22 protein-coding genes and 1 tRNA gene are annotated in these 24829 nt (G+C 63.8%); 19 read left to right on the top strand and 4 right to left on the bottom strand.

Annotation, left to right across the window (positions count from 1 at the left end; all coding sequences use genetic code 11):
• Position 1: 1 nt before the first annotated feature.
• The 8 genes from ASE00_RS04405 to ASE00_RS04445 all read left to right on the top strand — a co-directional run bounded on the left by ASE00_RS04405 (position 2) and on the right by ASE00_RS04445 (position 4751).
• Positions 2-409: a PTS sugar transporter subunit IIA gene (locus ASE00_RS04405; protein ID WP_046193854.1), complete on the top strand. Its 408-nt coding sequence runs from the start codon at positions 2-4 to the stop codon at positions 407-409.
• Positions 406-675, top strand: a complete 270-nt coding sequence (locus tag ASE00_RS04410; RefSeq protein ID WP_056377946.1) for an HPr family phosphocarrier protein — start codon at positions 406-408, stop codon at positions 673-675. Before ASE00_RS04405 ends, ASE00_RS04410 begins: the two co-directional genes overlap by 4 nt.
• Positions 676-814: 139 nt before the next feature.
• On the top strand, positions 815-1633 hold the full coding sequence (locus ASE00_RS04415) for a TrmH family RNA methyltransferase (protein WP_056377947.1): 819 nt from the start codon (positions 815-817) through the stop codon (positions 1631-1633).
• The gene (locus tag ASE00_RS04420; protein WP_056377948.1) at positions 1630-2118 is read left to right on the top strand and encodes a GreA/GreB family elongation factor; all 489 of its coding nucleotides are present in this window, start codon (positions 1630-1632) and stop codon (positions 2116-2118) included. The genes ASE00_RS04415 and ASE00_RS04420 overlap by 4 nt, the downstream gene beginning before the upstream one ends.
• Positions 2119-2238: 120 nt before the next feature.
• On the top strand, positions 2239-2787 hold the full coding sequence (locus tag ASE00_RS04425; RefSeq protein ID WP_056377949.1) for a helix-turn-helix domain-containing protein: 549 nt from the start codon (positions 2239-2241) through the stop codon (positions 2785-2787).
• A 51-nt stretch (positions 2788-2838) separates the two neighbouring features.
• Positions 2839-3180 (top strand): hypothetical protein, encoded by a 342-nt coding sequence (locus tag ASE00_RS04430; RefSeq protein WP_056377950.1) that lies wholly within the window; start codon positions 2839-2841, stop codon positions 3178-3180.
• 663 nt (positions 3181-3843) lie between these two features.
• The gene (locus ASE00_RS04440; RefSeq protein ID WP_156405262.1) at positions 3844-4257 is read left to right on the top strand and encodes a hypothetical protein; all 414 of its coding nucleotides are present in this window, start codon (positions 3844-3846) and stop codon (positions 4255-4257) included.
• Positions 4258-4334: 77 nt separating this feature from the next.
• A complete protein-coding gene (locus ASE00_RS04445; protein WP_156405263.1) occupies positions 4335-4751 on the top strand; it encodes a hypothetical protein in 417 nt (138 codons plus the stop codon).
• 64 nt (positions 4752-4815) lie between these two features.
• On the opposite strand, the gene lon is transcribed toward ASE00_RS04445, so the two are convergent.
• Positions 4816-7218 (bottom strand): endopeptidase La, encoded by a 2403-nt coding sequence (gene lon, locus ASE00_RS04450; protein WP_056377954.1) that lies wholly within the window; start codon positions 7216-7218, stop codon positions 4816-4818.
• A gap of 135 nt (positions 7219-7353) precedes the next feature.
• Between lon and opgC the strand changes: the two genes are divergently transcribed.
• The 4 genes from opgC to ASE00_RS04470 all read left to right on the top strand — a co-directional run bounded on the left by opgC (position 7354) and on the right by ASE00_RS04470 (position 11444).
• Positions 7354-8469 (top strand): OpgC domain-containing protein, encoded by a 1116-nt coding sequence (opgC, locus tag ASE00_RS04455; protein ID WP_082594459.1) that lies wholly within the window; start codon positions 7354-7356, stop codon positions 8467-8469.
• Positions 8470-8672: 203 nt separating this feature from the next.
• Positions 8673-10046 (top strand): class II 3-deoxy-7-phosphoheptulonate synthase, encoded by a 1374-nt coding sequence (locus ASE00_RS04460; protein ID WP_056377956.1) that lies wholly within the window; start codon positions 8673-8675, stop codon positions 10044-10046.
• Between the two features lie 61 nt (positions 10047-10107).
• Positions 10108-10647 (top strand): helix-turn-helix domain-containing protein, encoded by a 540-nt coding sequence (locus ASE00_RS04465; protein WP_056377957.1) that lies wholly within the window; start codon positions 10108-10110, stop codon positions 10645-10647.
• A gap of 95 nt (positions 10648-10742) precedes the next feature.
• Entirely contained in the window at positions 10743-11444 is a 702-nt protein-coding gene (locus tag ASE00_RS04470; protein WP_056377958.1) for a JAB domain-containing protein, read from the top strand.
• Positions 11445-11463: 19 nt separating this feature from the next.
• Here the strand turns inward: ASE00_RS04470 and ASE00_RS04475 are convergent, their stop codons facing one another.
• On the bottom strand, positions 11464-11700 hold the full coding sequence (locus ASE00_RS04475; protein ID WP_200957872.1) for a hypothetical protein: 237 nt from the start codon (positions 11698-11700) through the stop codon (positions 11464-11466).
• 140 nt (positions 11701-11840) lie between these two features.
• Here ASE00_RS04475 and ASE00_RS04480 point away from each other — a divergent pair.
• The 5 genes from ASE00_RS04480 (at position 11841) to ASE00_RS04500 (ending at position 19826) form a co-directional block, all read left to right on the top strand.
• Positions 11841-11916 (top strand) — tRNA-Glu (locus ASE00_RS04480).
• A 122-nt stretch (positions 11917-12038) separates the two neighbouring features.
• Positions 12039-13091 (top strand): substrate-binding domain-containing protein, encoded by a 1053-nt coding sequence (locus ASE00_RS04485; protein WP_056377959.1) that lies wholly within the window; start codon positions 12039-12041, stop codon positions 13089-13091.
• Positions 13092-13278: 187 nt separating this feature from the next.
• The gene (gene gltB, locus ASE00_RS04490) at positions 13279-17928 is read left to right on the top strand and encodes a glutamate synthase large subunit (protein WP_056377960.1); all 4650 of its coding nucleotides are present in this window, start codon (positions 13279-13281) and stop codon (positions 17926-17928) included.
• A 13-nt stretch (positions 17929-17941) separates the two neighbouring features.
• Positions 17942-19378, top strand: coding sequence for a glutamate synthase subunit beta (locus ASE00_RS04495; RefSeq protein WP_056377961.1), 1437 nt, complete (start codon positions 17942-17944; stop codon positions 19376-19378).
• 157 nt (positions 19379-19535) lie between these two features.
• On the top strand, positions 19536-19826 hold the full coding sequence (locus ASE00_RS04500) for a zf-TFIIB domain-containing protein (protein WP_056377962.1): 291 nt from the start codon (positions 19536-19538) through the stop codon (positions 19824-19826).
• Positions 19827-19875: 49 nt separating this feature from the next.
• Here ASE00_RS04500 and typA read toward each other — a convergent pair whose 3' ends face one another.
• The gene (typA, locus tag ASE00_RS04505) at positions 19876-21699 is read right to left on the bottom strand and encodes a translational GTPase TypA (RefSeq protein WP_056377963.1); all 1824 of its coding nucleotides are present in this window, start codon (positions 21697-21699) and stop codon (positions 19876-19878) included.
• 388 nt (positions 21700-22087) lie between these two features.
• Between typA and ASE00_RS04510 the strand changes: the two genes are divergently transcribed.
• Positions 22088-23278 (top strand): toxic anion resistance protein, encoded by a 1191-nt coding sequence (locus ASE00_RS04510; RefSeq protein WP_056379309.1) that lies wholly within the window; start codon positions 22088-22090, stop codon positions 23276-23278.
• Positions 23278-23994: a hypothetical protein gene (locus ASE00_RS04515; RefSeq protein WP_056377964.1), complete on the top strand. Its 717-nt coding sequence runs from the start codon at positions 23278-23280 to the stop codon at positions 23992-23994. Before ASE00_RS04510 ends, ASE00_RS04515 begins: the two co-directional genes overlap by 1 nt.
• Here ASE00_RS04515 and ASE00_RS04520 read toward each other — a convergent pair.
• Complete coding sequence (locus tag ASE00_RS04520; RefSeq protein WP_056377965.1) at positions 23991-24824, bottom strand: ABC transporter substrate-binding protein; 834 nt, start codon at positions 24822-24824, stop codon at positions 23991-23993. The genes ASE00_RS04515 and ASE00_RS04520 overlap by 4 nt on opposite strands.
• Positions 24825-24829: the final 5 nt, after the last annotated feature.

Here is a 24829-nt window from a genome sequence, read left to right on the forward strand (position 1 = left end):
AATGATCGGATTGGTGCTCGTTACCCATGGCCGTCTCGCGGCCGAGTTCGTCACGGCGATGGAGCATGTCGTGGGGCCGCAGACCGCCATAGAGGCGATCTGCATTGGTCCCGACGACGACATGGAAGGCCGTCGCGCCGATATTGCCCGGGCGGTGAAGGCCGTCGATGACGGTTCGGGAGTGATTCTGCTCACCGACCTGTTCGGCGGCACGCCGTCGAACCTTGCCATTTCGCTGATGGAGCCGGGCCGGGTCGAGGTGATCGCCGGCATCAACCTGCCGATGCTGATTCGCCTCGAAGGCGCTCGCAAGATGATGAAGATCAAGGCGGCCGTCGCCGCCGCGCGCGATGCCGGGCGCAAATATATCTCGGTCGCGTCCGAAGTGCTTGGGGAAGCCGCTGCATGACGTTGCAACGCGAGGTCCAGATTACGAATATCCGCGGCCTGCACGCCCGGGCGAGCGCAAAGTTCGTCACGATGGCAAGCGCGCATAGCGCGGAGGTCGAAGTGGAGAAGGACGGCTCGAAGGTCGCCGGAACGTCGATCATGGGCCTGATGATGCTCGGCGCGGCCAAGGGCGACAGCGTGATCATCTCGGCACGGGGCGATGGGGCGGAAAAGGCGCTCGCGGCGCTGGTCGAACTGATCGAAGGCAAATTCGGCGAAGAATGAGCCGCGCGGTTCACTAAACCGTCGTGCTGAACTCGTCATGCTGAACCTGTTTCAGCATCCACTTATCATCCACACTGTCGGGACTTGTGGCGCGGTGGATCCTGAAACAAGTTCAGGATGACAGAAAGAGGATAGTTCCCTGCCCCGCCAGATTACCGCCTTTTCCAATCCGCTGATCAAGCGTGTCCGGTCGCTGCGCGAGAAGCGCCATCGGAAAGACGAAGGGCTGTTCCTGGCCGAGGGGCTGCGCATCCTCACCGAGGCGGCCGACAGCGGCGTCCTGCCCGACATGATCTTCTTTGCGAAAGACGGCGCCGATCATCCCTTGACCCGCAGGCTGGTCGAGCAGGTGGAAGCCAGGGGCGGCGAAGCGATCGAGACCGATCGCGACATTCTGTCCAAGCTCTCTGGCAAGGACAATCCGCAGACCGTGATCGGCGTCTATCGCGAGTTCGACACCAGCCTCGATCGAATAGACCGCGCGGCCGCCGATATCTGGATCGTTGCGCAATCGCTGCGCGATCCCGGCAATCTGGGCACGATCCTGCGCACCGGCGACGCCGTCGGAGCGGGCGGCCTCATCCTGATCGACGACTGCGTCGATCCCTTCTCGGTCGAAGCGGTCCGCGCGACGATGGGGGCACTGTTCACCCAGCGGATCGCCATGGCGCGGTGGAGCGACTTTCTCGGCTGGCTGCGCGCCGGCCCCGGGCAGCTTGTTGGCACCAGCCTGAAGGCGACCCACGATTATCAGGAACCGCGCTACGCCGCGCCGACCTTCATCCTTGTCGGCAACGAGGCGCAAGGCCTGCCCGCCGATTACGAAGCCGAGTGCGACCTGCTGGTGAAGATGCCGATGCTCGGCAAGGCGGACAGCCTGAACGCGGCGGTCGCGACGGCTGTGATGGCCTATGAGGTCCTCAACCAGCGGCGACCCAGGAAGACGTCTGGCGCATGAGCGCGGACCGGCCCAATTACATCACCCCCGCAGGGTTCGCAGCGATGCGGGCGCGCTACGATCATCTGTTCGGCACCGAGCGTCCGGCGTTGGTCGAGGTGATCAGCTGGGCGGCGGGCAACGGCGACCGTTCGGAAAATGGCGACTATATCTATGGCCGCAAAAAGCTGCGCGAGATCGACCGCGAACTCGGCCATCTGTCTCGGCGGATGAAGGCGGCGAAGGTGATCGATCCCGTACGGCAGGCCGACCGCAGCCGCGTCTATTTCGGCGCGACCGTGAAAGTGGTCGACGAGGATGACCTCGAGCGCGTGGTCACCCTCGTCGGGGAGGATGAGGCAGATGCAGGCCAGGGCCGGATCAGCTGGCGATCGCCGCTCGCCCATGCCCTCAAAGGTGCACTTGTGGGCGATACGCGACGGGTTCGGCTGCCCGGAGGAGATCGCGAACTCGAAATTCTAGCCATCAGCTATCCCGAGGGCTGATTCGGCCAAGGCCTGAAATTCGCGCTTTTCCGGGCTGAGTCCCTTTCCGGATCAGACTTTCGCATCATTTCGCCGAACTTTCGCATCGACTTGGCCCAGCGAAGCGTTCATTTTAGGCACATGGAAAACGAGGCCATCACCAAGTTGACAGCCCGGCAGCGCGATTGCCTGCGCCTCGTCCTCCAACATATGCAGTCCAAGGAAATAGGCCGCCAGCTGGGGATTTCCCCGATGACGGTCGACAACCACTTCCGTAGCGCGATCCAGACCCTCGGGGTTTCGAACCGCCTCGAAGCTGCGCGCCTCCTCGAAGCGTACGAGCTCGAGGGTGGCGACAGACCTAGTCAGCGGTTGACTAGTCAACCGGAACCCGTTGTTTCCGGGCTCGAAGCGCCCATCATGACCTCACCGGCAATCGTCGGTGACAGGCAGGGGAATGGAGTGAGCGCGCTTCGGGAAGACCAGGTTCCTTACCGGACCTTTCGTGAAACGAGCTTCATAGACTTTCCGCTTCCCGTCCCAACCAGGAGCAAACCACGCAATGACCTGACCATCGCCCAACGCCTGTTCTGGATCGCGGTACTGATTTTCGGAATGGGACTGGGCGCCGGCGCGTTACTGTCTGGCTTTGCCACTTTGACGAACATTCTCCTGGCGCTGAAGCGCTAGGGATTTTCCATCAACCCATCGGGGCGCCCGTTCCGGCGCAAGGGGAGAGCTATGTCTAAGAACCGTGATGACGCAACGCTGCGTGTTTATGCCGCGCTCGAAGAATATGAGCGGGCGCTGGATATGGCCGCCAAGCATGGCGCGCTGCTCGCAGCCGAACTGCCGCAGGCCCGCCTTGACGGGAACTTTGCCATGGAGGTGGCGCAGGGTGCGTTCACGCACTTTTATAACTCGCTTTCGACGATCGTCACGGCACGAGGACAGGTCGTAGACGGACATCGCGCGCTGGCTGTGGTGCAGCGCAAGTTTAACCTGCCTGTCGTGGCAGGCGGCGAGAAGACACCGCCCGAGAAGCTGATCGAGGCCGGAGCACCATCGCTGCGCGTCGCATAAAACTTTTCTTCGGATTGCCTCTTGACGCGCATCGAGCAGCATTCAATGCGTTCAAGAGGTGATTCGCATAATTCTCTACGGCATCCTCATGTGGGGGGTATGCCTTTACGCATTCCGCCGCGGCGGATGGGCAGAGCGGAGCGCCGCTGTCGGCATTGTTGTCAACTCCTACATGACGACTGCCGCCACTATGTTTCTCACCTCAAGCGCGACCCGCTACCATCGACTCGAAGTTTCGATCATGCTTGTCGATCTCGGCTTGCTGCTTGTCCTGCTGTACGTGACAATCCGATCGGACAAATTCTGGCCGCTATGGCTTACAGCCATGCAGAGCTTGGTCGTTCTGGCACATTTGGCGCCATATGTTCCGCACATGATTCCATGGGGCTACTGGAGAGCTGTAGCCGTGTGGAGCTGGCCGATGTTGGTTGTGCTGGCTTTCGCAATTCACCGCCATACTCCTCGAAGGTCGGCGGGATCAGGCTTGTCAGAGTGACTTGTGGACGACCTATCGCGGATCACCATATAGTTGCCTCGCGGAGGAACCATGGTCGGCCATCTCGCCCAGCTGCTGTACGGCATGCTGCCTACCACATCCTCCCACCACAGCACGGTATCGCTGTGAAGCCCTTTCGATGATTGGAAAGTCATATGTGGAGGGCAATGGTTTACGGCGTGCTGATGTGGATCGTAACGGTCTACGCCTTCCGTCGTGGTGGGTGGACAGAGCGAGCCGCGGCTGCGGCTATGGTCGTAGATTCCTACGTCAGCGTATTGGTGGTCAGTTCTCCCGAACGCATGTTCCGCCAGGTCGAAGTCAACATGGCTCTGACGGATTTCGGCCTGTTCGTCCTCCTATGGTGCATTGGCCTCTGGTCGAATAGGTTTTGGCCGCTGTGGCTAGCAGCCATTCAAGGCGTCACCGTGCTGGCGCATGCAGCCCCGCTGATTCCGAATATGCTGCCTTACACCACGCATAGGGCGGTGGCGCTGTGGAGTTGGCCTCAGTGGTTCATCCTGGCATTCGCCATCCACCGGCATCAACGAAGGCCATCGATCGCGTCCGATCATCGCTAATTTTGTTGCATATTTGGCACGCGCATTATTGACGGTGGACATTTCGCAAGGCCAAACATCGACAGATGTGGCGATCGATGTTCTTCGGGATCCTGATGTGGTCTGTCTTCATCTATGCGTTTCGGCGCGGCGGGTGGGAAGAGAAGTTGGCCATAACCGGCGTCACCGTCTCCGCATATCTCTCAGTGCTTCTGCGAGAACCCAGCGAAGACCCTTTCGGACAGGTCGAGGTACAAGTCCTGTCTGTCGATATAGCATTGCTCGTCATCTTGCTGATCGTCGCCTTCCCATCCCGGAAATATTGGCCGCTATGGGTCGTGGCGATGCAGGGCATGACACTTCTCGCGCATTTCCTGCCGCTGATGCCGAATATGCTGCCATGGACTTACTACAATGCCGAAGCGCTATGGAGCTATCCGACGTTGGTGGTCCTCGCATTTGGTATATATAATCACCATAAAGCCAAAATAAGCGCAGGTTTAGCGACGAGCTAGCTGTGTCCCGGACAAAAAAGGCCGGACGTTTCCGCCCGGCCCTCTCATTCTCATCATCGCAAGCTCAGTGGCGCACCGGCACCTCGCCGCCGTCGGGCGCCGTCGCGCCCTTGATCGTCAGCGCGAGATCGTCGGCCTCGGTCCAGTCGATCGGTGTGACATGGTCGGCCAGCGCCAGCGCCAGCACTTCGTCGACATGGCTCACCGGCACGATCTTCAGCCCCTCGCGGATATTGGCGGGAATCTCGACGAGATCTTTCTCATTCTCCTTGGGGATGAGCACGGTGGTGATGCCGCCCCGCAGGGCCGCGAGCAGCTTCTCCTTGAGCCCGCCGATCGGCAGCACCCGTCCGCGAAGCGTCACCTCACCGGTCATCGCCACTTCCTTGCGCACCGGAATGCCGGTCAGTGTCGAGACGATCGCCGTCGTGATCCCGATACCGGCGGATGGCCCGTCCTTTGGCACAGCGCCCTCGGGCAGGTGGATGTGGATGTCCTTGCGGGCGATCAGGCTCGGCTTGACGCCGTAGGCCGGTGCGCGCGCCTTGACGAAGCTGAACGCCGCCTGGACGCTCTCCTTCATCACGTCGCCAAGCTTGCCGGTGGTGCTGATCGATCCCTTGCCTGGCACCGTCACCGCCTCGATGGTCAGCAGTTCGCCGCCCACCTCGGTCCAGGCCAGGCCCGTCACCGCGCCGACCTGATCCTCTTCCTCGCCGATACCGAAACGGTACTTCCGCACGCCGGCGAACTCCGCCAGATTCTCGGGCGTGATGACGACCTTGGTCTCCTTGCCCTCGAGGATGCGGCGCAGGCTTTTGCGGGCGAGCTTGGCGATCTCGCGCTCGAGCGTGCGGACACCCGCTTCGCGGGTGTAATAACGGATCAGGTCGCGCAGGCCCGCGTCGGTCAGCTCGAACTCCTCGGGCTTCAGGCCATGTGCCTCGATCTGCTTGTCGCGCAGATGCTCCTTGGCAATCTCGACCTTCTCGTCTTCGGTATAGCCCTCGAGCCGGATGATCTCCATGCGGTCGAGTAGCGGCTGCGGCAGGTTCAGGCTGTTCGCGGTGCACACGAACATCACGTCCGACAGATCGACATCGATCTCCAGATAATGATCCTGGAACTTGTTGTTCTGCTCCGGATCGAGCACCTCGAGCAGCGCCGAGGCCGGATCGCCGCGGAAGTCCTGGCCCAGCTTGTCGATCTCGTCGAGCAGGAACAGCGGGTTCGACGTCCCGGCCTTCTTGAGGTTGGTGACGATCTTGCCCGGTAGCGAGCCGATATAGGTGCGGCGATGGCCGCGAATCTCGGCCTCGTCGCGCACGCCGCCCAGCGACTGGCGCACGAACTCGCGTCCCGTCGCCTTGGCGATCGAGCGGCCGAGCGAGGTCTTGCCGACGCCCGGAGGGCCGACGAGGCACAGGATCGGCCCCTTCAGCTTGTTGGTGCGCGCCTGGACCGCCAGATATTCGACGATCCGGTCCTTGACCTTCTCAAGCCCATGATGATCGGCGTCGAGCACCGCCTGCGCGGCCGCGATGTCCTTCTTGAGCTTCGATTTCTTGCCCCAGGGCAGGCCGAGCAGCACGTCGAGATAATTGCGGACCACCGTGGCTTCGGCCGACATCGGCGCCATGGTACGCAGCTTCTTAAGCTCCGCATTGGCCTTGCCGCGCGCTTCCTTCGACAGCTTGAGCTTGGCGATCTTGGCAGCGAGTTCGGCCAGCTCGTCGCCGCCCTCTTCGCCTTCGCCATTGCCCAGCTCGCGCTGGATCGCCTTGAGCTGCTCGTTGAGATAATATTCGCGCTGGGTCTTCTCCATCTGCCGCTTCACGCGGCTGCGGATCTTCTTCTCGACCTGGAGCACGCCCAGCTCGCCTTCCATCAGCGCGAACGCCATTTCGAGCCGCTTGGCCGGATCGAGCTCGATCAGCAGCGCCTGCTTGTCGGCAACCTTGATCGAGATATTGGCGGCAACCGCGTCCGCCAGCTTCGCCGCGTCCTCGATCTGCCCGAGCTGGACCGAAGTCTCGGCCGGCAGTTTCTTGTTGAGGCGCGCATAATTTTCGAACTGATCGATCACCGAGCGCATCAGCGCCGAAACTTCGGTGCCCTCAGCCACCGCTTCCTCGATCAGTTCGACCGTCGCGGTCAGATGCGTTTCGTCGCTGCGCAGCTCTTCCAGCTTTGCGCGCTGCTTACCTTCGACGAGCACGCGAACGGTGCCGTCGGGCAGCTTCAGCAGTTGCAGCACGGTGGCGACGACGCCGAGGTCGTAGAGCGCGTCGCGGTCGGGATCATCCTCGGCCGGATCGAGCTGGGCGACCAGGAATATCGACTTGTCCGCCGCCATGGCCGATTCGAGCGCCGCCACGGACTTCTCGCGGCCGACGAACAGCGGCACGATCATGTGCGGAAAAACAACGATATCGCGCAGCGGCAATACGGGCAGATTCTCAGTCATGCAGTCTCCGATCGGAGCGCCGCGTGGGCGCAACCTTCCACCCCTATATGGTCCCCCTATTCTTCAGGATCAATGAACGCGGCAGAGAGTTGAGCACCAAGTTGAAATTTTGCCCATCTGCGGTAAGCCGCCGCGGTGACCTCCAGAGATTCGAACGAAGCCAGCGGGCCGCGCCCGAGCCAGCGCGACGCCAGTATAGACATATTGCGCGGGCTGGCGCTGATCACCATCACCATCAACCATATCACCGGCTTCACCGATCGCATGCACATGGTCGGCATGCAGTTTCCGACGCTGACGCTGTGGGGGTTCTCCAGCGCGGCGGAGATTTTCTTCATGCTGTCGGGCTATCTGGTCGGCGCGGTCTATTTCCGCGCGGACCGTGATCCGCCCGTGCTCGATTTCGCCGGAAAGGTGTGGCGTCGCGCCGGCAAGCTCTATGTCTATAATCTAGTGCTGTTCCTGGTCCTGCTGCCGCTGTGCCTGCTGTCGGGCGATCTTGCCCGCCTGAGCTTCTACAGCTGGTTCATTCAGGGCGGCCCGGCAACGCTGATCGACTTCCTGATCCTCTATATCCAGCCTTACTGCCTGGAAATCCTCGTCACCTATATGGTGCTGCTGGCCACCGCGCCGCTCTTCGCACTGCTGTTGCGTATTCAGCCTTTCGTGGCGCTCGCCATCTCGGTCTCACTCTACTGGTTCGCGCATGAACATGCCTGGTTCAACGTCATCGGCGGTTCGCCGGTCGGCGACTGGCATTGGAATTTCAACCCCGCCTCCTGGCAGTTGGTCTTCTTCGGCGCGATGGCCGCCGGCCGCTATCGCCTCCTCGCCCGGATGGAGCGCCGCGCCGAAGGCGACTGGCGCTGGCTGGTGCTGCCGGCGCTGCTCTTCACCGGGCTTACCGTTCTTTTCCTCGCACAGGGCTGGTTCTCCTTCCAGGTCGAGTATCAGAGCAAGATACGTATCGGGCCGGTGCGGGTCGTCCACGCGCTGTCGGTCTGCTGGCTGATCATGAGCATATTGTGGATGTGGCCGCGCCTGCAGCGGCTATGGCCGATGCGGCAATGCGCGGTGATCGGGTCCAATTCGCTCCAGACCTTCGTCGTCTCGGTCGCGCTCAGCTATGCTGCGGGCTTTATCTGGATCGAAGTCACGCCTTTCCACGCAGCCTATATCGCGCTGTGCATCGCCAGCGTGATCCTGCTCGGCATCTTCGCCAATGCCTATATGTGGTGGAAAAAGCGTTGATTTTTCCTCAGACGCCGGCGCGCGCATCCGCGCGCTTGGCTATGCTCGCATAAGCTCGGGCGCGCGTTCGGGCTTACGGGCCTGGCAGCCCGGATCCGACGGTTTCCGAAAACCGCAGCTTGCGGCATCGATAGCCACCCTCCCCTTGCCTTTCGGAGCACCCGCGCGCATGGGGAGCGCCCTGAAAGGAAGTGGGACTGGACATGGCGACGAACTGGACGCCCCTTAGCTGGCGCCAACATACAGCGGTGCAGATGCCGGAATATCCGGACGCTGCGGCTTTGGCCGCGGCCGAAAAGGAACTGTCGAGCTATCCGCCGCTGGTCTTTGCCGGTGAAGCCCGTGAATTGCAGTCGACTCTGGCCGAGGTTGCCGCAGGCAAGGCTTTCTTGCTCCAAGGCGGCGATTGCGCCGAGAGCTTCGCCGAATTCCACCCGAACAACATCCGCGACACCTTCCGCGTGCTGCTGCAGATGGCGGTGGTGATGACCTATGCTTCCAAGCTGCCGATCGTGAAGGTCGGCCGCATGGCGGGGCAGTTCGCCAAACCGCGCTCGTCGGACACCGAGGAACAGGGCGGCGTCTCGCTGCCCAGCTATCGCGGCGACATCATCAACGACATCGCCTTCGAGCCGGCGGGCCGCGCGCCCGATCCGCAGCGGATGATCAAGGCCTACAGCCAGTCGGCGGCGACGCTCAACCTGCTCCGCGCCTTCGCGCAGGGCGGCTATGCCAATCTGCACCAGGTCCATGCCTGGACACTCGACTTCATGAACCGCAGCCCCTGGGCCGCGCAATATGGTGAGATCGCGAGCCGGATCGGCGATGCGCTCGACTTCATGGCTGCCTGCGGGATCAATCCGGAGACCGTGCCTCAGCTCAAGGGCACGCAATTCTACACCAGCCATGAGGCGCTGCTGCTGCCCTATGAGCAGGCGATGACCCGCGAGGACAGCCTGACCGGCCAGTGGTACGACACTTCGGCACATATGCTGTGGATCGGCGACCGCACCCGTTTCGAGGGCTCGGCGCATGTCGAGTTCCTGCGCGGCGTCGGCAATCCGATCGGCCTGAAATGCGGCCCTAGCCTCGAGCCCGACGTACTGCTGCGCTTGCTCGACACGCTCGATCCCGCGCGCCAGCCCGGCCGGATCACGCTGATCACCCGCTATGGCCACGACAAGATCGAGAAGCATCTGCCGACCCTCGTTCGCGCCGTGAAGCGCGAGGGGCGCCCGGTGGTGTGGTCGTGCGATCCGATGCACGGCAATGTCGTCAAGGCGGCGAACGGCTACAAGACACGCCCGTTCGACCGGATCCTGGCCGAGGTTCGCGGCTTCTTTGCCGTGCATCGCGCCGAGGGAACCCATGGCGGCGGCATCCACGCCGAGATGACCGGCCAAAACGTTACCGAATGCACCGGCGGCGCGATGGCGGTCACCGACGAGAATCTCGCCGATCGCTATCACACCCATTGCGATCCCCGCCTGAACGCGGGCCAGAGCATCGAGCTTGCCTTCCTGCTTGCCGAGATGCTGAACCAGGAAATGAAGGAGCGCGATCGGGCCGCCGCCTGATCGTGCATCTTCGGCAATAGCCATGGCCTGACCGGCGCAGAGCGGCTAGACTCCTCTTGCCATGTCCGACGACCAGATCGCCAAGCTTACCGATAGCCAGCGCGCCTATCTGCGCCTCGTTCTCGCGCACCAGTCGTCGAAGCAGATCGCGCAGGCGCTCGGCATTTCGGCGCATACGGTCGACAAGCGCATCAAGGAAGCCATGCGCATCCTGGGCGTCGGCAGCCGGATCGAGGCCGCCCGCCTTCTGGCCGCATCGGACGCCGGAAAGCTGGGCCGGGAATTGGGCCCCCAATCGCCGGACCTAGCCGAATCCGGCAGATTCCGGTCACCTCCAACCATTGGGGGTGGCGACGATGATGCTGGAACGACAGGTGCGGGTGTGGCGCTCCGGGAGGATATCTCGGGCTACAGCACGCCAAGTGACATGCGTGGACTTCCGCTGCCCTTCCCCACACGGGATCGGCCGAGCAACTCCCTCTCGATCCTGCAGCGTGCAGGATGGATGATCGGATTGATCATCGGGCTCGCCATCGCGACCGGTATCTTGCTGTCCGGCCTGACCGCCCTGTCGACGCTGCTCATCGCCCTGAAGGGCTGAGGCCTTCAGGGCCGCTGCAGCGCTTTGCCAGCTTTGTCGGCCGGAGATGGGCGGGGCTCCAGAACGTCCATTCCGCCCGCCCGCTACGCGCGCTGATGCCCGGCAATTTCTGCGTTCGCGACCAGCGCTGGCCCGCGGCGCCCATCGCGCCGTCGGGCGTCGCGGATGGCGACCGCCGCCTGGCGACCGATGCCCGCCGCGACCGTGAGGTGCTGGGCGAACTCCTCGCGCCCTTGTCGGGGTGCCGCGCCAGGTCGATTGCGGCCGATCTGCTCGACGCCTTCGGATCGCTGCCTGCGCTGTTGCGGTCGAGCCCGGCGGCGCTGGCCATCCATCTCACCGACGACCCGGGTGTTGCCGATCTGCTGATCGCGGTCCGCCCGTTGATGCGCGAAACGCTGCGGGCCGAGATGCTCGATAGCCCGATCCTGCCCGACCTGCGTGCGACGCTCGACTATCTGTTCGTGTCGATGGCGCATGAAACCGCCGAACAGGTCGTCATGCTCTACCTCGACGCCAAGAATCGCCTTCTGTCCGAAGAGATCGTCACGCGCGGAACGGTCACCCGCGCGGACATCTTCCCGCGCGAAGTCGTCCGCCGGGCGCTCGATCTCGGCGCGACCGGGCTGATCATGGCGCACAACCATCCATCGGGAGACCCCGCTCCGAGCCGCAGCGATCTGGACGCGACCCGCGCGGTCGCCGAGGCGGCCCGTCTGTTCGACATCATCCTTCACGACCATGTCGTGATCGGGCGCAGCGGCCATTGCAGCCTGCGCGACCAAGGCTATCTCTAGGAGCAAAGTCTCGAAAGGCTCAGCCCGGTTCGGACATCGCCTTCAACGATCGGGAATCGGCGATGGCCGCGTTCGGGGGCGGCAAACGCCATGGCCCTTCGAGTCGCGCCTCCACCAGCTGCAATATCGTGTCGAGATTACGGACGGCTTGATCATCGCACCGGCGCACGGCGTCGGAAATCCGGCCGACGAGAGCGCCGATCGCACCCGTGCCATGAAGGGCTATGAGGAGGTCCGCCTCATCCCGCCAAGCCATATCTGCCTGCATGGACCGAACTTAGCGGCGGCGGTCGAATAGGCCATTGCGTAGTTTCCCGGTACACCGTCCGCCCGCTGGCATGGTGGCGCCTTGACTTGGCCGGGCCCGCCCCATAAGGACGCCGCTCCGCCTAGCACGGCCCCTTCGTCTAGCGGTCTAGGACGTCGCCCTCTCACGGCGAAAACACGGGTTCGAGTCCCGTAGGGGTCACCAGCGCTTCCACCGCATCGACATACCGCTTCGCCGCGATAGCCCGCGTCGATTGCGGCGCGTCACACAAGCTTCTAGGTTCGACGGCTAATGCGTTCGGCGTCATCGGATTTGGGAGTGGATATATGAAGCGCGCGGCGATCATCCTGGGCGTGGCCGGCGTCATACTGGCCGGGTGCAACAGCGGCGGAGGATCGGGCGGGTCGAGCCAAGCGGCGCGCACGCAGATTCGGGCTGTCGGCTCCTCGACCGTCTATCCCTTCACCACCGCGGTGGCCGAACAATTCGTGCGCAAATTCCCCGCCTTCAAGGCGCCGGTAATCGAATCCACCGGGACCGGCGCGGGCATGAAGCTGTTCTGCGCCGGGGTAGGCGCGCAGCACCCCGACATCGAAAGCGCCTCGCGCCGGATCAAGGCGAGCGAGGCCGAGACCTGCCGGAAGAACGGCGTCGACAAGATCATCGAACTCGAGATCGGCATCGACGGCCTCGCACTCGCCGAGAGCAAGGCCGGGCCGGCGCTCAAACTCACCCAGCAGCAGGTCTACGAGGCGCTGGCCGCCACCCCCTATGGCAAGCCGAACACCGCGAAGACGTGGAAAGACATCGATCCATCACTGCCCGCCATCGCAATCCGGGTCTATGGCCCCCCGCCGACCAGCGGCACGCGCGACAGCTTCAACGAACTGATCATGGACAAGGGCTGCAACGCCAATGCCGAGATGGCGGCGCTCAAGAAGAGCGACGAGGCCCGCCATAAGGAGGTCTGCACCAAGGTCCGGGAGGATGGCGCCTTCGTCGAATCCGGGGAGAATGATAACCTGATCGTTCAGAAGCTGATCGCCAATCCCGATGCGATCGGTATCTTCGGCTACAGCTTCCTCGAGGAAAACGCCGCCAAGCTGCGCGGCGTGTCGCTCGGCGGGGTCGAACCGACTTCCGCCACCATCGCCGACTTCTCCTATCCCGGCGCGCGGCGGATGTACGTCTATGTCAAGCAGGCGCATCTCAACGCCATTCCCGGCTTGAAGGAATTCATCGCCGAATATGCGCGCGGATGGGAACCCGGCGCTTATCTATCGCGGCGCGGATTGATTCCCGCACCCGCCGAAACTCGGGCCAAGAGCGCGGCCATCGCGAAAGATTTCACCCTGCTCGACCTGTCGACGATCGAGTGAAAGCGAATATCTTTCGCTTTATGGCCGATTAGCGGAATAATTTTATTACGTCGGCAGGACATATCATTCTAAACTCTGCGCCCCGAAAGAAAACATATCGCGCTTAAGGCTTCACTCGTCCCGCCACATATGTATAGCAGCCCGCCAAAGGCCCTATAGGGCGGGCCGAGGGGAGCATGTGCGCGGGATGACCTATCCGCAGAACCAAGGATTGTACGACAGCCGCAACGAGCATGACGCCTGCGGTGTCGGCTTCATCGCGAATATCCGCGGCGCGAAATCCAATTTGGTCGTTCAGCGCGGCCTGGAAATCCTGCTCAAGATCGATCATCGCGGCGCGGTCGGCGCCGACCCGCTGCTGGGCGACGGCGCGGGCATATTGATTCAGATTCCCGATGGGCTGCTGCGCGCCTGGGCCGATGGCGCCGGCCTCGCCCTGCCCCAGCCAGGCGACTATGCGGTGGCGATGTGTTTCCTGCCGGCCGATGAGGCGGCACGCGCTTTCGCGATCAGCAGCTTCGAGAAGTTCGTCGTCAAGGAAGGCCAGGTCATGATCGGCTGGCGCGACGTGCCGGTCGACACCACCGGCCTGGGCCAGGCCGTGCTCGACGAGATGCCGGTGATCCGCCAGGCGATCATCGGCCGTGGCGAGGACACGCCCGACCAGGACGCGTTCGAGCGCAAGCTGCTCGTCATCCGTAAGCAGACCCAGAACCCGCTCGCCGCGCTGGCCGTGAAGCACGATCTGCCCGGGCTAAACGATCTCTACATGCCGTCCTTTTCGTCGCGCACCGTCGTGTACAAGGGCCTGCTGCTCGCAGGTCAGGTCGGCAGCTTCTACAAAGACCTGTCCGATCCGCTGACCACCTCGGCGATCGCGCTGGTCCACCAGCGCTTCTCGACCAATACCTTCCCAAGCTGGAAGCTGGCCCACCCCTATCGCTTCATCGCCCATAACGGCGAGATCAACACCGTGCGCGGCAACGTCAACTGGATGAACGCGCGCCGCCGCACGATGGAATCGGACCTGCTCGGCCCCGACCTCGACAAGATCTGGCCGATCATCCCGCATGGCCAGTCGGACACCGCCTGTCTCGACAATGCGCTCGAACTGCTCGTCGCGGGCGGCTATTCGCTCGCCCATGCGGTGATGATGCTGATCCCCGAGGCCTGGGCCGGCAATCCGCTGATGGATCCGGCGCGCAAGGCCTTCTACGAATATCATGCCGCGCTGATGGAGCCGTGGGACGGCCCCGCCGCCGTCGCCTTCACAGACGGCCGCCAGATCGGCGCGACCCTCGACCGCAACGGCCTGCGCCCGGCCCGTTTCCTCGTCACCGACGACGATCATGTGATCATGGCGTCGGAATCGGGCGTGCTGCCCGTCGCCGAGGAGAATATCGTCCGCAAGTGGCGTCTCCAGCCCGGCAAGATGCTCCTGATCGACATGGAGCAGGGGCGGATCATCGAGGATGAGGAGATAAAGGCCAGCCTTGCCGAGGCCGCGCCCTACGCCAAGTGGCTCGCCTCGACCCAGTATAAGCTGAAGGACCTCGACGCGCTGCGCACCGCAGAGACCGAGATCACGAGCCTCAGCAACGATCCGCACGCGCTGCTCGATCGCCAGCAGGCCTTCGGTTACACACAGGAGGATATCGGCAAGTTCCTCGAGCCGATGGCCCGCGTCGGCGAGGATCCGATCGGTTCGATGGGCACAGACACGCCGATCGCCGTCCTCTCGGGCAAGCCGCGCCTGCTCTACGATTATTTCAAGCAGAACTTCGCCCAGGTCACCAACCCGCCGATCGATCCAATCCGTGAGGAGCTGGTGATGTCGCTGGTGTCGATGATCGGTCCCCGCCCGAACCTGCTCGGCCGCCAGGCCGGTACCCACAAGCGGCTCGAGGTCGAACAGCCGATCCTGACCAATGGCGACGTCGCGCGCATCCGCTCCGCCGAAGCCCAGCTCGACGGCGCGTTCCGGACCGAGACGATCGACATGACCTGGGACGCCGAGACCGGCGCGGCCGGGCTCGCCATGGCGATCAAGGAGATGTGCTGGGCGGCGACCGAGGCGGTGCTCGCCGACAAGAACATCCTGATCCTGTCGGACCGCGCCCAGGGTCCGGACCGGATCGCGATGCCGTCGCTGCTGGCGACCGCCGCGGTCCACCATCATCTCGTCAAGCAGGGGCTGCGCATGCAGACCGGCCTGGTCGTCGAGACCGGCGAAGCTCGCGAGGTCCATCATTTCTGCGTCCTCGCCGGCTATGGCGCGGAAGCGGTGAACCCCTATCTCGCCTTCGACACGCTCGAGGAAATCCGCGTCCGCCAGGGGCTGACCCTGACCAAGCATGAGGTTCGCAAGAACTATATCAAAGCGGTCGGCAAGGGCATCCTGAAGGTCATGTCCAAGATGGGCATCTCGACCTATCAGAGCTATTGCGGCGCGCAGATCTTCGACGCGATCGGCCTCGCCTCGCCGTTCATCGACAAATATTTCACCGGCACTGCGACCACGATCGAAGGCATCGGCCTCGACGAAGTGGCCGAGGAGACGGTCCGCCGCCATGCCGCCGCCTATGGCGACAACCCGATCTACCGTAACATGCTCGATGTCGGCGGGGTCTACGGCTATCGCATTCGCGGCGAGGAACATGCCTGGACGCCCGAGAGCGTCGCATCGCTCCAGCATGCGGTGCGCGGCAACAGCAAGGACCGCTATGGCGAGTTCGCCCGTTCGATCAACGAGCAGAGCGAACGGCTGCTGACGATCCGCGGCCTGATGGCCCTCAAGCCCGCCGATCAGCCGATCGACATCAGCGAGGTCGAACCGGCGTCGGAGATCGTCAAGCGCTTTGCCACCGGCGCGATGAGCTTCGGCTCGATCTCGCGCGAGGCGCACACTACCCTCGCCATGGCGATGAACCGCATCGGCGGCCGATCGAACACCGGCGAAGGCGGCGAGGAAGCCGACCGCTTCACGCCGCTGCCCAATGGCGATTCGATGCGTTCGGCGATCAAGCAGGTCGCCTCGGGCCGGTTCGGCGTCACCGCCGAATATCTGGTCAACGCCGACGACATCCAGATCAAGATGGCGCAGGGCGCGAAGCCCGGCGAAGGCGGGCAGTTGCCCGGCGACAAGGTCGACAAGAATATCGCCAAGGTACGTCATTCGACCCCGGGGGTCGGCCTGATCTCGCCGCCGCCGCACCACGACATTTATTCGATCGAGGATCTAGCGCAGCTCATCCACGACCTGAAGAACGTCAACACCGGTGCCCGCATCTCGGTGAAGCTGGTGTCCGAAGTCGGCGTCGGCACGGTCGCCGCGGGCGTATCCAAGGCGCGTGCCGATCACGTCACCATCTCGGGCTATGAAGGCGGCACCGGCGCATCGCCGCTGACGTCGCTCACCCATGCCGGCAGCCCATGGGAGATCGGCCTCGCCGAGACCCAGCAGACGCTGCTGCTCAACGGGCTGCGCAGCCGCATCGTCGTCCAGGTCGACGGCGGACTGCGCACCGGCCGCGACGTCGCGATCGGCGCGCTGCTCGGCGCGGACGAGTTCGGCTTTGCCACCGCGCCGCTGATCGCCGCGGGCTGCATCATGATGCGCAAATGCCATCTCAACACCTGCCCGGTCGGCGTCGCCACCCAGGATCCGGTGCTGCGCGCGCGGTTCACCGGCCAGCCCGAGCATGTCATCAACTATTTCTTCTTCGTCGCCGAGGAACTGCGCCAGATCATGGCGGAGATGGGCTTCCGTACGCTGAAGGAGATGGTCGGCCGGGTCGACCGGCTCGACATGCGAAAGGCGCTCGATCACTGGAAGGCGCACGGCGTCGATCTCGGCCGCTTGCTCCATCAGGCCAAGCCGGCGATGGGCAATACACTCCACCATTCGAGCTTCCAGGATCACGGCCTCGACGCCGCGCTCGACAATGATCTGATCGCTGCCGCCGCACCCGCGCTCGACAAGGGCGAGCCTGTGGTGATCGAACGGCCGGTGTTCAACGTCAACCGCACCGTCGGCGCGATGCTGTCGGGTGAGGTCGCCCGCCGCTGCGGCCATGCCGGCCTGCCCGAGAACAGCATCGCCATCCGCCTGAAGGGCGTGGCCGGGCAGAGCTTCGGCGCGTTTCTGGCGCATGGCGTGACGCTTGAACTGACCGGCGACGCCAACGACTATGTCGGCAAGGGACTGTCCGGAGGCCGCGTCATCGTGCGGCAACCGGCGCACGTCGAGCGCAACCCGCTCGAGAACATCATCGTCGGCAACACCGTCCTTTACGGCGCGATCGCCGGCGAGGCCTATTTCCAGGGCGTGGCGGGCGAGCGTTTTGCGGTCCGCAACTCGGGCGCGATCGCGGTCGTCGAGGGCACCGGCGATCATGGCTGCGAATATATGACCGGCGGCGTCGTCGCGGTGCTCGGCCAGACCGGCCGCAACTTCGCGGCGGGCATGTCGGGCGGCATCGCCTATGTCTATGACGCCGATGGCCGCTTCCGTGACCGTTGCAATCAGGCGATGGTCGATGTCCTGCCGGTCAGCAGCGACACCGACGCTGACGAAGGTACGGGCCGCCCGCAGCAGCGCGCCGCCAGCGTTCACGACTATGGCATGGGCGACATGCTCCGCCACGACGCCGAACGGCTGCGCATCCTGCTGGAGCGTCACCACCTGCACACCGGCAGCGCCCAGGCGGGCGCACTCCTAGACGATTGGCAGACCACGCTCAGTCGCTTCGTCAAGGTGATGCCGAGAGACTATGCCCGCGCGCTGCGCCAGCTGGAGGCCGAGCGCCTCGCTGCCGCCAATGTCGCCGCGGAATGACCGGAGTAAGATAATGGGCAAGGCAACCGGATTTCTCGAAGTCGAGCGCAAGGATCGCGGCTATCTCAAGCCGCAGGACCGGCTGAAGAACTGGAACGAATTCGTCGTCCCGATGGACGCCCAGCAGCTTCGCGATCAAGCGGCCCGCTGCATGAACTGCGGCATTCCCTTCTGCCACAATGGCTGTCCGGTGAATAACATCATTCCGGACTGGAACCATCTGGTCTATGAATCGGATTGGAAGAACGCGCTTGAAGTTCTTCATTCTACGAACAATTTTCCGGAGTTCACCGGTCGCGTCTGCCCTGCCCCGTGCGAGGCATCCTGCACGCTGAACATCCAGGACAGCCCGGTCACGATCAAGTCGATCGAATGCGCGATCGTCGACAAAGGATGGGAAGAAGGCTGGATCGTGCCGCAGCTTGCCGCCCGCAAGACCGGCAAGTCGGTCGCGGTCGTCGGCTCGGGCCCCGCTGGCCTCGCCTGCGCGCAGCAACTGGCCCGCGCGGGCCACAGCGTCACCCTGTTCGAAAAGAACGATCGGATGGGCGGTCTGCTTCGCTACGGCATTCCCGACTTCAAGATGGAGAAGCATCTGATCAACCGCCGGTTGGTCCAGATGGAAGCCGAAGGGGTCAGCTATCGCACCAGCACCGAGGTCGGCGTGCAGGTCTCGCTCGACTCGCTGCGCGAGAATTTCGACGCGGTGGTGTTGTCGGGCGGCGCGGAAAAGGCCCGCCCGCTCGAAATCCCGGGCTTCGAACTGCAGGGCGTCCGCTTCGCCATGGAGTTCCTGACTCAACAGAACAAGCGCAACGCCGGCGACGACGAGCTGCGCGCCGCCCCGCGCGGCTCGCTGACCGCCACCGGCAAGCATGTCGTCGTGATCGGCGGCGGCGACACCGGATCGGACTGCGTCGGCACCTCGAACCGCCAGGGCGCGGCGTCGGTCACACAGCTGGAGATCATGCCCCGGCCGCCGGAAAAGGAAGCCAAGGCGCTGTCCTGGCCGCACTGGCCGCTCAAGCTGCGCACCTCGTCGAGCCATGAAGAGGGCTGCGAGCGCGACTGGTCGGTCGTCACCAAGCGGGCGATCGGCAGCAACGGCCAGCTCACCGCGCTCGAATGCGTCCGGGTCGAGTGGATCGACGGCAAGATGCAGGAGATCCCGGGCAGCGAATTCACGCTCCAGGCCGATCTCGTCCTGCTGGCGATGGGCTTCGTCGGCCCGAACACGCCCGGCATGATCGAACAGGCCGGGGTCGAGCTCGACGCGCGCGGCAATGTGAGGGCCGACACCAACAGCTACGCGACAAGCGAAGACGGCATCTTCGCCTGCGGCGACATGCGTCGCGGCCAGAGCCTGATCGTCTGGGCGATCCGTGAAGGCCGCCAGTGCGCCCGCGCCGTCGATCTTCACCTGATGGGCGCGACCGACCTGCCGCGCTAAGCAGCCCTTGCCTCCCTTCCCGCGCGCCCTATCTTAGACGCGCGGGCCGGGCCCCTCTGGCGATCGAAATCGGTCGTGATGTCGGACCGCATCGAGCAATGCTCGGTGCCGCGGGGTCCATCTTCCTCTCGCGCCGGGCGATTGAGGGAGATTGCATATGACCCATCCGAACATGATGTGCCCTGTCTGCGCCGTGCCGCTGACGATGAGCGAACGCCAGAATGTCGAGATCGACTATTGCCCGCAATGCCGTGGCGTATGGCTCGATCGCGGCGAGTTGGACAAGATCATCGAACGCACGACCGCCGAAAGCGCCCCGCCACCGCCGCCCCAGCCCGAGCCGCGCGGACATGGCTACGCCCCCCCGCCACAGCAGCAGGCTTACGGCTACGACCCCCGCTACAAATATAAGCGGAAGAAGTCGTTCCTGGAGGAACTGTTCGACTGAGCCCAATATGAAAAGGGCGCCGGATCACTCCGGTGCCCTTTTCTCTGGCTTATGCCGCTGCCTTGGCCCGGCTGGCACGCTTGCGCTCATGCGGGTCGAGGTGGCGCTTGCGCAGCCGGATCGACTTGGGCGTCACTTCGACGAGCTCATCATCGTCGATATAGGCGATCGCCTGTTCCAGCGTCATCTTCTTAGGCGGAGTCAGGCGGATCGCATCATCCTTGCCGCCCGAAGCGCGGAAGTTGGTGAGCTGCTTCGCCTTCATCGGGTTGACTTCGAGATCGTCGGTCTTGGCGTTCTCGCCAACGATCATGCCCTCGTAGAGGGCCTCGCCATGGCCGACGAACAGGATGCCGCGCTCTTCGAGCGGGCCGAGCGCATAGCTGTTCGCTTCGCCCGCGCCGTTCGAGATCAGCACGCCATTTTTACGGCCTTCGATATTGCCCTTGTACGGGCCGTATTTCTCGAACAGCCGGTTCATGATGCCGGTGCCGCGGGTGTCCGACAGGAACTCGCCATGATAGCCGATCAGGCCGCGCGACGGAGCGGAGAAGGTGATGCGAGTCTTGCCGCCGCCCGAAGGACGCATATCGGTCATCTCGGCCTTACGAAGGTTCATCTTCTCGACGACAGTGCCGGAATATTCGTCGTCGACGTCGATCACGACGGTCTCGTACGGCTCTTCCCTGCCGCCCTCTTCATTCTCGCGGAACAGGACGCGCGGACGGCTGATACCGAGCTCGAAGCCCTCGCGGCGCATCGTTTCGATCAGAACCCCGAGCTGTAGCTCGCCGCGGCCGGCGACGTCGAAGCTGTCCTTGCCGGCGCTCTCGGTCACCTTGATCGCAACGTTGGACTCGGCTTCCCGGAACAGGCGGTCGCGGATCATGCGGCTGGTCACCTTGGTGCCCTCGCGGCCCGCCATCGGGCTGTCGTTCACTGCAAAGGTCATTGACAGCGTCGGCGGATCGATCGGCTGCGCCTGGATCGGCTCGCTCACCGAGATGTCGGCGATCGTGTTGGCGACGGTCGCGACGGTCAGGCCCGCCAGCGAGATGATGTCGCCTGCGTTCGCCTCGTCGACAGGAACGCGATCGAGGCCGCGGAACGACATGATCTTCGACGCGCGGCCGGTCTCGATGACTTTGCCATCCATATCCAGCGCGTGGATCGGCTGGTTGACCTTGACGGTGCCCGATGTCACGCGGCCGGTGAGGATGCGGCCGAGGAAGTTGTCGCGATCGAGCAGCGTCACCAGAAAGGTGAAGGGAGCATCGACCGGTACCGACGGCGGCGGCACATGGTCGACGATCTTCTGGAACAACGGGGTCAGCGTGCCGGAACGCGCCTGGGGATCCTCACTGGCATAGCCGTTTCGGCCCGACGCGAAAAGGACCGGAAAATCGAGCTGCTCGTCGCTGGCTTCGAGGCTGACGAACAGATCGAAAACCTCGTCGAGCACTTCCTGGGTGCGCTCGTCCGGACGGTCGATCTTGTTGACGACCACGATCGGGCGCAGGCCCAGCGCCAGCGCCTTGCCGGTCACGAACTTGGTCTGCGGCATCGCGCCTTCGGAGCTGTCGACCAGCAGGATCACGCCGTCGACCATTGAGAGGATGCGTTCCACCTCGCCGCCGAAATCGGCGTGGCCGGGGGTGTCGACGATGTTGATCCGCGTGCCTTCCCACTCGATCGAGGTCGGCTTCGCCAGGATGGTGATGCCGCGCTCCTTTTCGAGGTCGTTCGAATCCATCGCGCGCTCCTCGACGCGCTGATTGTCGCGGAAGGTGCCCGACTGGCGGAAGAGCTGGTCGACGAGCGTGGTCTTGCCGTGATCGACGTGCGCAATGATGGCCACGTTGCGGAGGCTCATGGTCTTGGTAATCCTGATTTGAGGAATGTGGCGCGCGCATAGCGGAATTGGCGCAATGCAACAAGGGCAGGAACCGGAACAATTCGGCGGATCGGCGATTGAGGAGGTTCCGCCGCGGTGCAGCCCGGCCGCGAGCGGACAAAAAAAGGGGCCGGTTCGCGAGAACCAGCCCTTAAGTCATTAGGAGAGGATGCCTGAAAGGCCCGTCCCTATTGCGGCGCAGCGGACGATTCGACAAATGCTGATGCAACAACGGCAGTTGCAATTTATGCATTCAAGATATTCCGAGTGCATTTTCCGCAGCGAGGGCGCGTTCACCGTATCGCTTGAATAATGCACCTCATGCCGCCATCTTCAGCGCCAGCAAAGCATGAGGGAGATGCCGGCGATGGCCAGCACGACGACGACCACCGAAGAACCTGGCCTTGTGCTCGAAGCGCCAGCCCCGGTGAAGGTGCTAGCTCCCGAACGGGCCGCCGGCCTCGTTCCACTGAAGGATGAGCAGCGCAGCCAGCTCGACGAGAAAGTCGACAGCTTCATCGACGATCTTGTCGCGCAGGACGTCAATAGCCCTGAATTCGGCAAGCGCGTCGACTCGATCAGCAATATGGGCCGCCGAGAGATCGCCGAGGCGGCGGGCCAGTCCAACCGCTTCCTAGATCGTCCGGTGCGCGCAATCGACGCGGATACGGGCGTCGGGGCAGACCTCGCCCAGTTGCGCCGGACGATCGAGGATCTCGATCCCGGCAGCAAGGGCGACCTGTTCACGCGCAAGAAGCTGTTTGGGATCATCCCCTTCGGCAACAAGATGCGTGATTATTTCGATAGCTATAAGTCGGCGCAAAGCCACATCTCCTCGATCCTGCGCAGCCTGGCCTCTGGCAAGGACGAGCTGATCAAGGACAATGCCGCGATCGACGTCGAGCGGCAGAATCTCTGGGCGGCGATGGGGCGTCTGGAGCAGATGATCCACCTGTCGAAGACGCTTGACGAACGGCTCGAAGCTAAGGCGCTTGATCTCGACAGCAGCGATCCTGAAAAGGCGGGCAAGATCCGCGAAACCGCACTCTTTTATGTCCGCCAGCGGACCCAGGACCTGCTCACCCAGATGGCTGTAACGGTGCAGGGCTATCTGGCGCTTGATCTCGTCAAGAAGAACAATGTCGAGCTGGTGAAGGGCGTCGACCGCGCCTCGACCACCACCGTCGCCGCACTGCGCACAGCCGTCACCGTCGCGCAGGCGCTGACCAACCAGAAGCTCGTCCTCGACCAGATCACCGCGCTGAACACCACAACCGCAAACATGATCGATTCGACCGGCGAGATGCTGAAGACCCAGACCGGCGAGATCCACAAGCAGGCCGCTTCCTCAACGATCCCGGTCGAAACCCTGCAGCGCGCCTTCCAGAATATCTACGACACGATGGACGCCATCGACCGGTTCAAGATCGAGGCGCTGTCGTCGATGAAGCAGACCGTCGGCACGCTGACCACTGAGGTTGAGAAGTCGAAGGGCTATATCGCCCGGGCCGAGGGCGCGGCGCAGGGCCAGGCCGAGCCGTTCAAGGCACTCGACTGATGTCCAACAGCCGCGCGACGATGGACCGGGCCGAGGAGATCCTCGAGCGCGTCCGCGCGCGCACCAGCCCGCGTCAGATCAAGGCGCACCGCAGGCGTGTCGTCGGCTTCTTCCGGCGGCTGAAATACGCCTTCTTCGCGGTGCTCGGCGTGATGCTGGCGGGCGGGCTGATCGGCAGCTTCGTCACCCCGCTCGGCGTCGGCGGTTTCTTCCTGATGCTGGTGGCGATGCCAATCGTGTTTTTCGGCATCCTCGGCTGGCCGCAGGCGCCCGAGCCGACGCCGGAACAGATGGCGAAGAGCGACCTGCCGCTATTGCCGTCGCAGACCGAGCGCTGGCTGGAAGGGCAGCGCCCCGCCCTGCCCGCACCCGCGCAGCGGCTGGCCGACGAGATCGGCATCAAGCTCGAAGCGATCGGCCCGCAATTCGCTCAGCTCGATCCGCGCGAGCCAGCGGCCTACGAGTTCCGCAAGCTGATGGCGGAAGAGCTTCCCGAGCTCGTCGAGAACTACAAGCGCGTCCCCGAAGCGATGCGCCGCGAAGCGCGCAACGGCGGCTCGTCGCCCGACAAGCAACTGGTCGAAGGCCTGCGCGTCGTCGACGAGGAGCTGTTGCGGATGAGCGAGCAGCTGGCCTCGGGCGACCTCAACAAGCTGGCCACGCAGGGCCGCTATCTCGAACTCAAATATCGCGGCGAGGACGGCGAGACGCGTTAGCGGCGATCCGCGCGCCGAATCCCCGCTGCCAGCGCCTCGATCGCATCGGGATAGGACGGCCCGCCGCAGGTCGTCAGCGCCTCGGGGATATTGATCCGCCGCGACGCCGGCACGACCCGCGACAGCAGCGGATGCTCGAGCATCTCGGTGCCCTTGTCGCGTATCTTGCCGCCATGGTCGGTAATCAGAAAATCGGGCCGCGCCACTGCCATCGCCTCGATTGACAGATAGGACAGCATCGGCCGATTGAGTTTGGTGGCAAGATTGACCAGACCCACCCGGCGCATCATCTCGTCGATCAACGTCCCCTGCCCGGTCAGATAGCCGCGCCGCTGATAATAGGCGGCGATCCGTCCGCGACCCGGTGGTATCCCGATCGCATCGACCCGCCGCCGCATCGCCGCGATCAGCGCCTCGCCCCGTTCGCGATGGCCGACCAGCGCGGCAACCTGCCGGGTGGTCCGCTCGATGCTCTCGAAGCGATCGTCCCACGGGAGGTCGACGACCGGAACGTTGCGGCTCCTGAGCACCGCCAGTGCGGCGGGCGTGCCGAAGCCCGAGGTCAGCACCAGATCGGGCTTCAGTGTCAGCATCTCCTCTGCACTGCCCCTGATGCCGGGAAAGGCGCGCGCCTTTGCCACGCCCCATGACATCGCCGGATCGTGCGAAAAGCGGTTGAGCGCAACGATCTGCCCCGGATCGGCTAGCGCGAGCAGATATTGGTCGGCGCACAGGCTGAGCGAAACGATGCGCTTCGGCGCGGCCGTCGCAGGCATGGCCGCCAGTAGCGCGAGGGCCATGCCCAGCCAGCGATGATTTCGGAAGCGCATCGCCT

It is taken from the genome of Sphingomonas sp. Root710 (assembly GCF_001429065.1).
Classification (GTDB): Bacteria; Pseudomonadota; Alphaproteobacteria; order Sphingomonadales; family Sphingomonadaceae; genus Rhizorhabdus.

Bases quoted from the DNA above. Each gene is read 5' to 3' on its own strand.
- ASE00_RS04405 (WP_046193854.1), top strand. From the start codon at position 2: ATGATCGGATTGGTGCTCGTTACCCATGGCCGTCTCGCGGCCGAGTTC.
- ASE00_RS04410 (WP_056377946.1), top strand. From the start codon at position 406: ATGACGTTGCAACGCGAGGTCCAGATTACGAATATCCGCGGCCTGCAC.
- ASE00_RS04420 (WP_056377948.1), top strand. From the start codon at position 1,630: ATGAGCGCGGACCGGCCCAATTACATCACCCCCGCAGGGTTCGCAGCG.
- ASE00_RS04425 (WP_056377949.1), top strand. From the start codon at position 2,239: ATGGAAAACGAGGCCATCACCAAGTTGACAGCCCGGCAGCGCGATTGC.
- ASE00_RS04430 (WP_056377950.1), top strand. From the start codon at position 2,839: ATGTCTAAGAACCGTGATGACGCAACGCTGCGTGTTTATGCCGCGCTC.
- ASE00_RS04440 (WP_156405262.1), top strand. From the start codon at position 3,844: ATGGTTTACGGCGTGCTGATGTGGATCGTAACGGTCTACGCCTTCCGT.
- ASE00_RS04445 (WP_156405263.1), top strand. From the start codon at position 4,335: ATGTTCTTCGGGATCCTGATGTGGTCTGTCTTCATCTATGCGTTTCGG.
- lon (WP_056377954.1), bottom strand. From the start codon at position 7,218: ATGACTGAGAATCTGCCCGTATTGCCGCTGCGCGATATCGTTGTTTTT.
- ASE00_RS04460 (WP_056377956.1), top strand. From the start codon at position 8,673: ATGGCGACGAACTGGACGCCCCTTAGCTGGCGCCAACATACAGCGGTG.
- ASE00_RS04465 (WP_056377957.1), top strand. From the start codon at position 10,108: ATGTCCGACGACCAGATCGCCAAGCTTACCGATAGCCAGCGCGCCTAT.
- ASE00_RS04470 (WP_056377958.1), top strand. From the start codon at position 10,743: ATGCCCGGCAATTTCTGCGTTCGCGACCAGCGCTGGCCCGCGGCGCCC.
- ASE00_RS04475 (WP_200957872.1), bottom strand. From the start codon at position 11,700: ATGGCTTGGCGGGATGAGGCGGACCTCCTCATAGCCCTTCATGGCACG.
- ASE00_RS04485 (WP_056377959.1), top strand. From the start codon at position 12,039: ATGAAGCGCGCGGCGATCATCCTGGGCGTGGCCGGCGTCATACTGGCC.
- gltB (WP_056377960.1), top strand. From the start codon at position 13,279: ATGACCTATCCGCAGAACCAAGGATTGTACGACAGCCGCAACGAGCAT.
- ASE00_RS04495 (WP_056377961.1), top strand. From the start codon at position 17,942: ATGGGCAAGGCAACCGGATTTCTCGAAGTCGAGCGCAAGGATCGCGGC.
- ASE00_RS04500 (WP_056377962.1), top strand. From the start codon at position 19,536: ATGACCCATCCGAACATGATGTGCCCTGTCTGCGCCGTGCCGCTGACG.
- typA (WP_056377963.1), bottom strand. From the start codon at position 21,699: ATGAGCCTCCGCAACGTGGCCATCATTGCGCACGTCGATCACGGCAAG.
- ASE00_RS04510 (WP_056379309.1), top strand. From the start codon at position 22,088: ATGGCCAGCACGACGACGACCACCGAAGAACCTGGCCTTGTGCTCGAA.
- ASE00_RS04515 (WP_056377964.1), top strand. From the start codon at position 23,278: ATGTCCAACAGCCGCGCGACGATGGACCGGGCCGAGGAGATCCTCGAG.
- ASE00_RS04520 (WP_056377965.1), bottom strand. From the start codon at position 24,824: ATGCGCTTCCGAAATCATCGCTGGCTGGGCATGGCCCTCGCGCTACTG.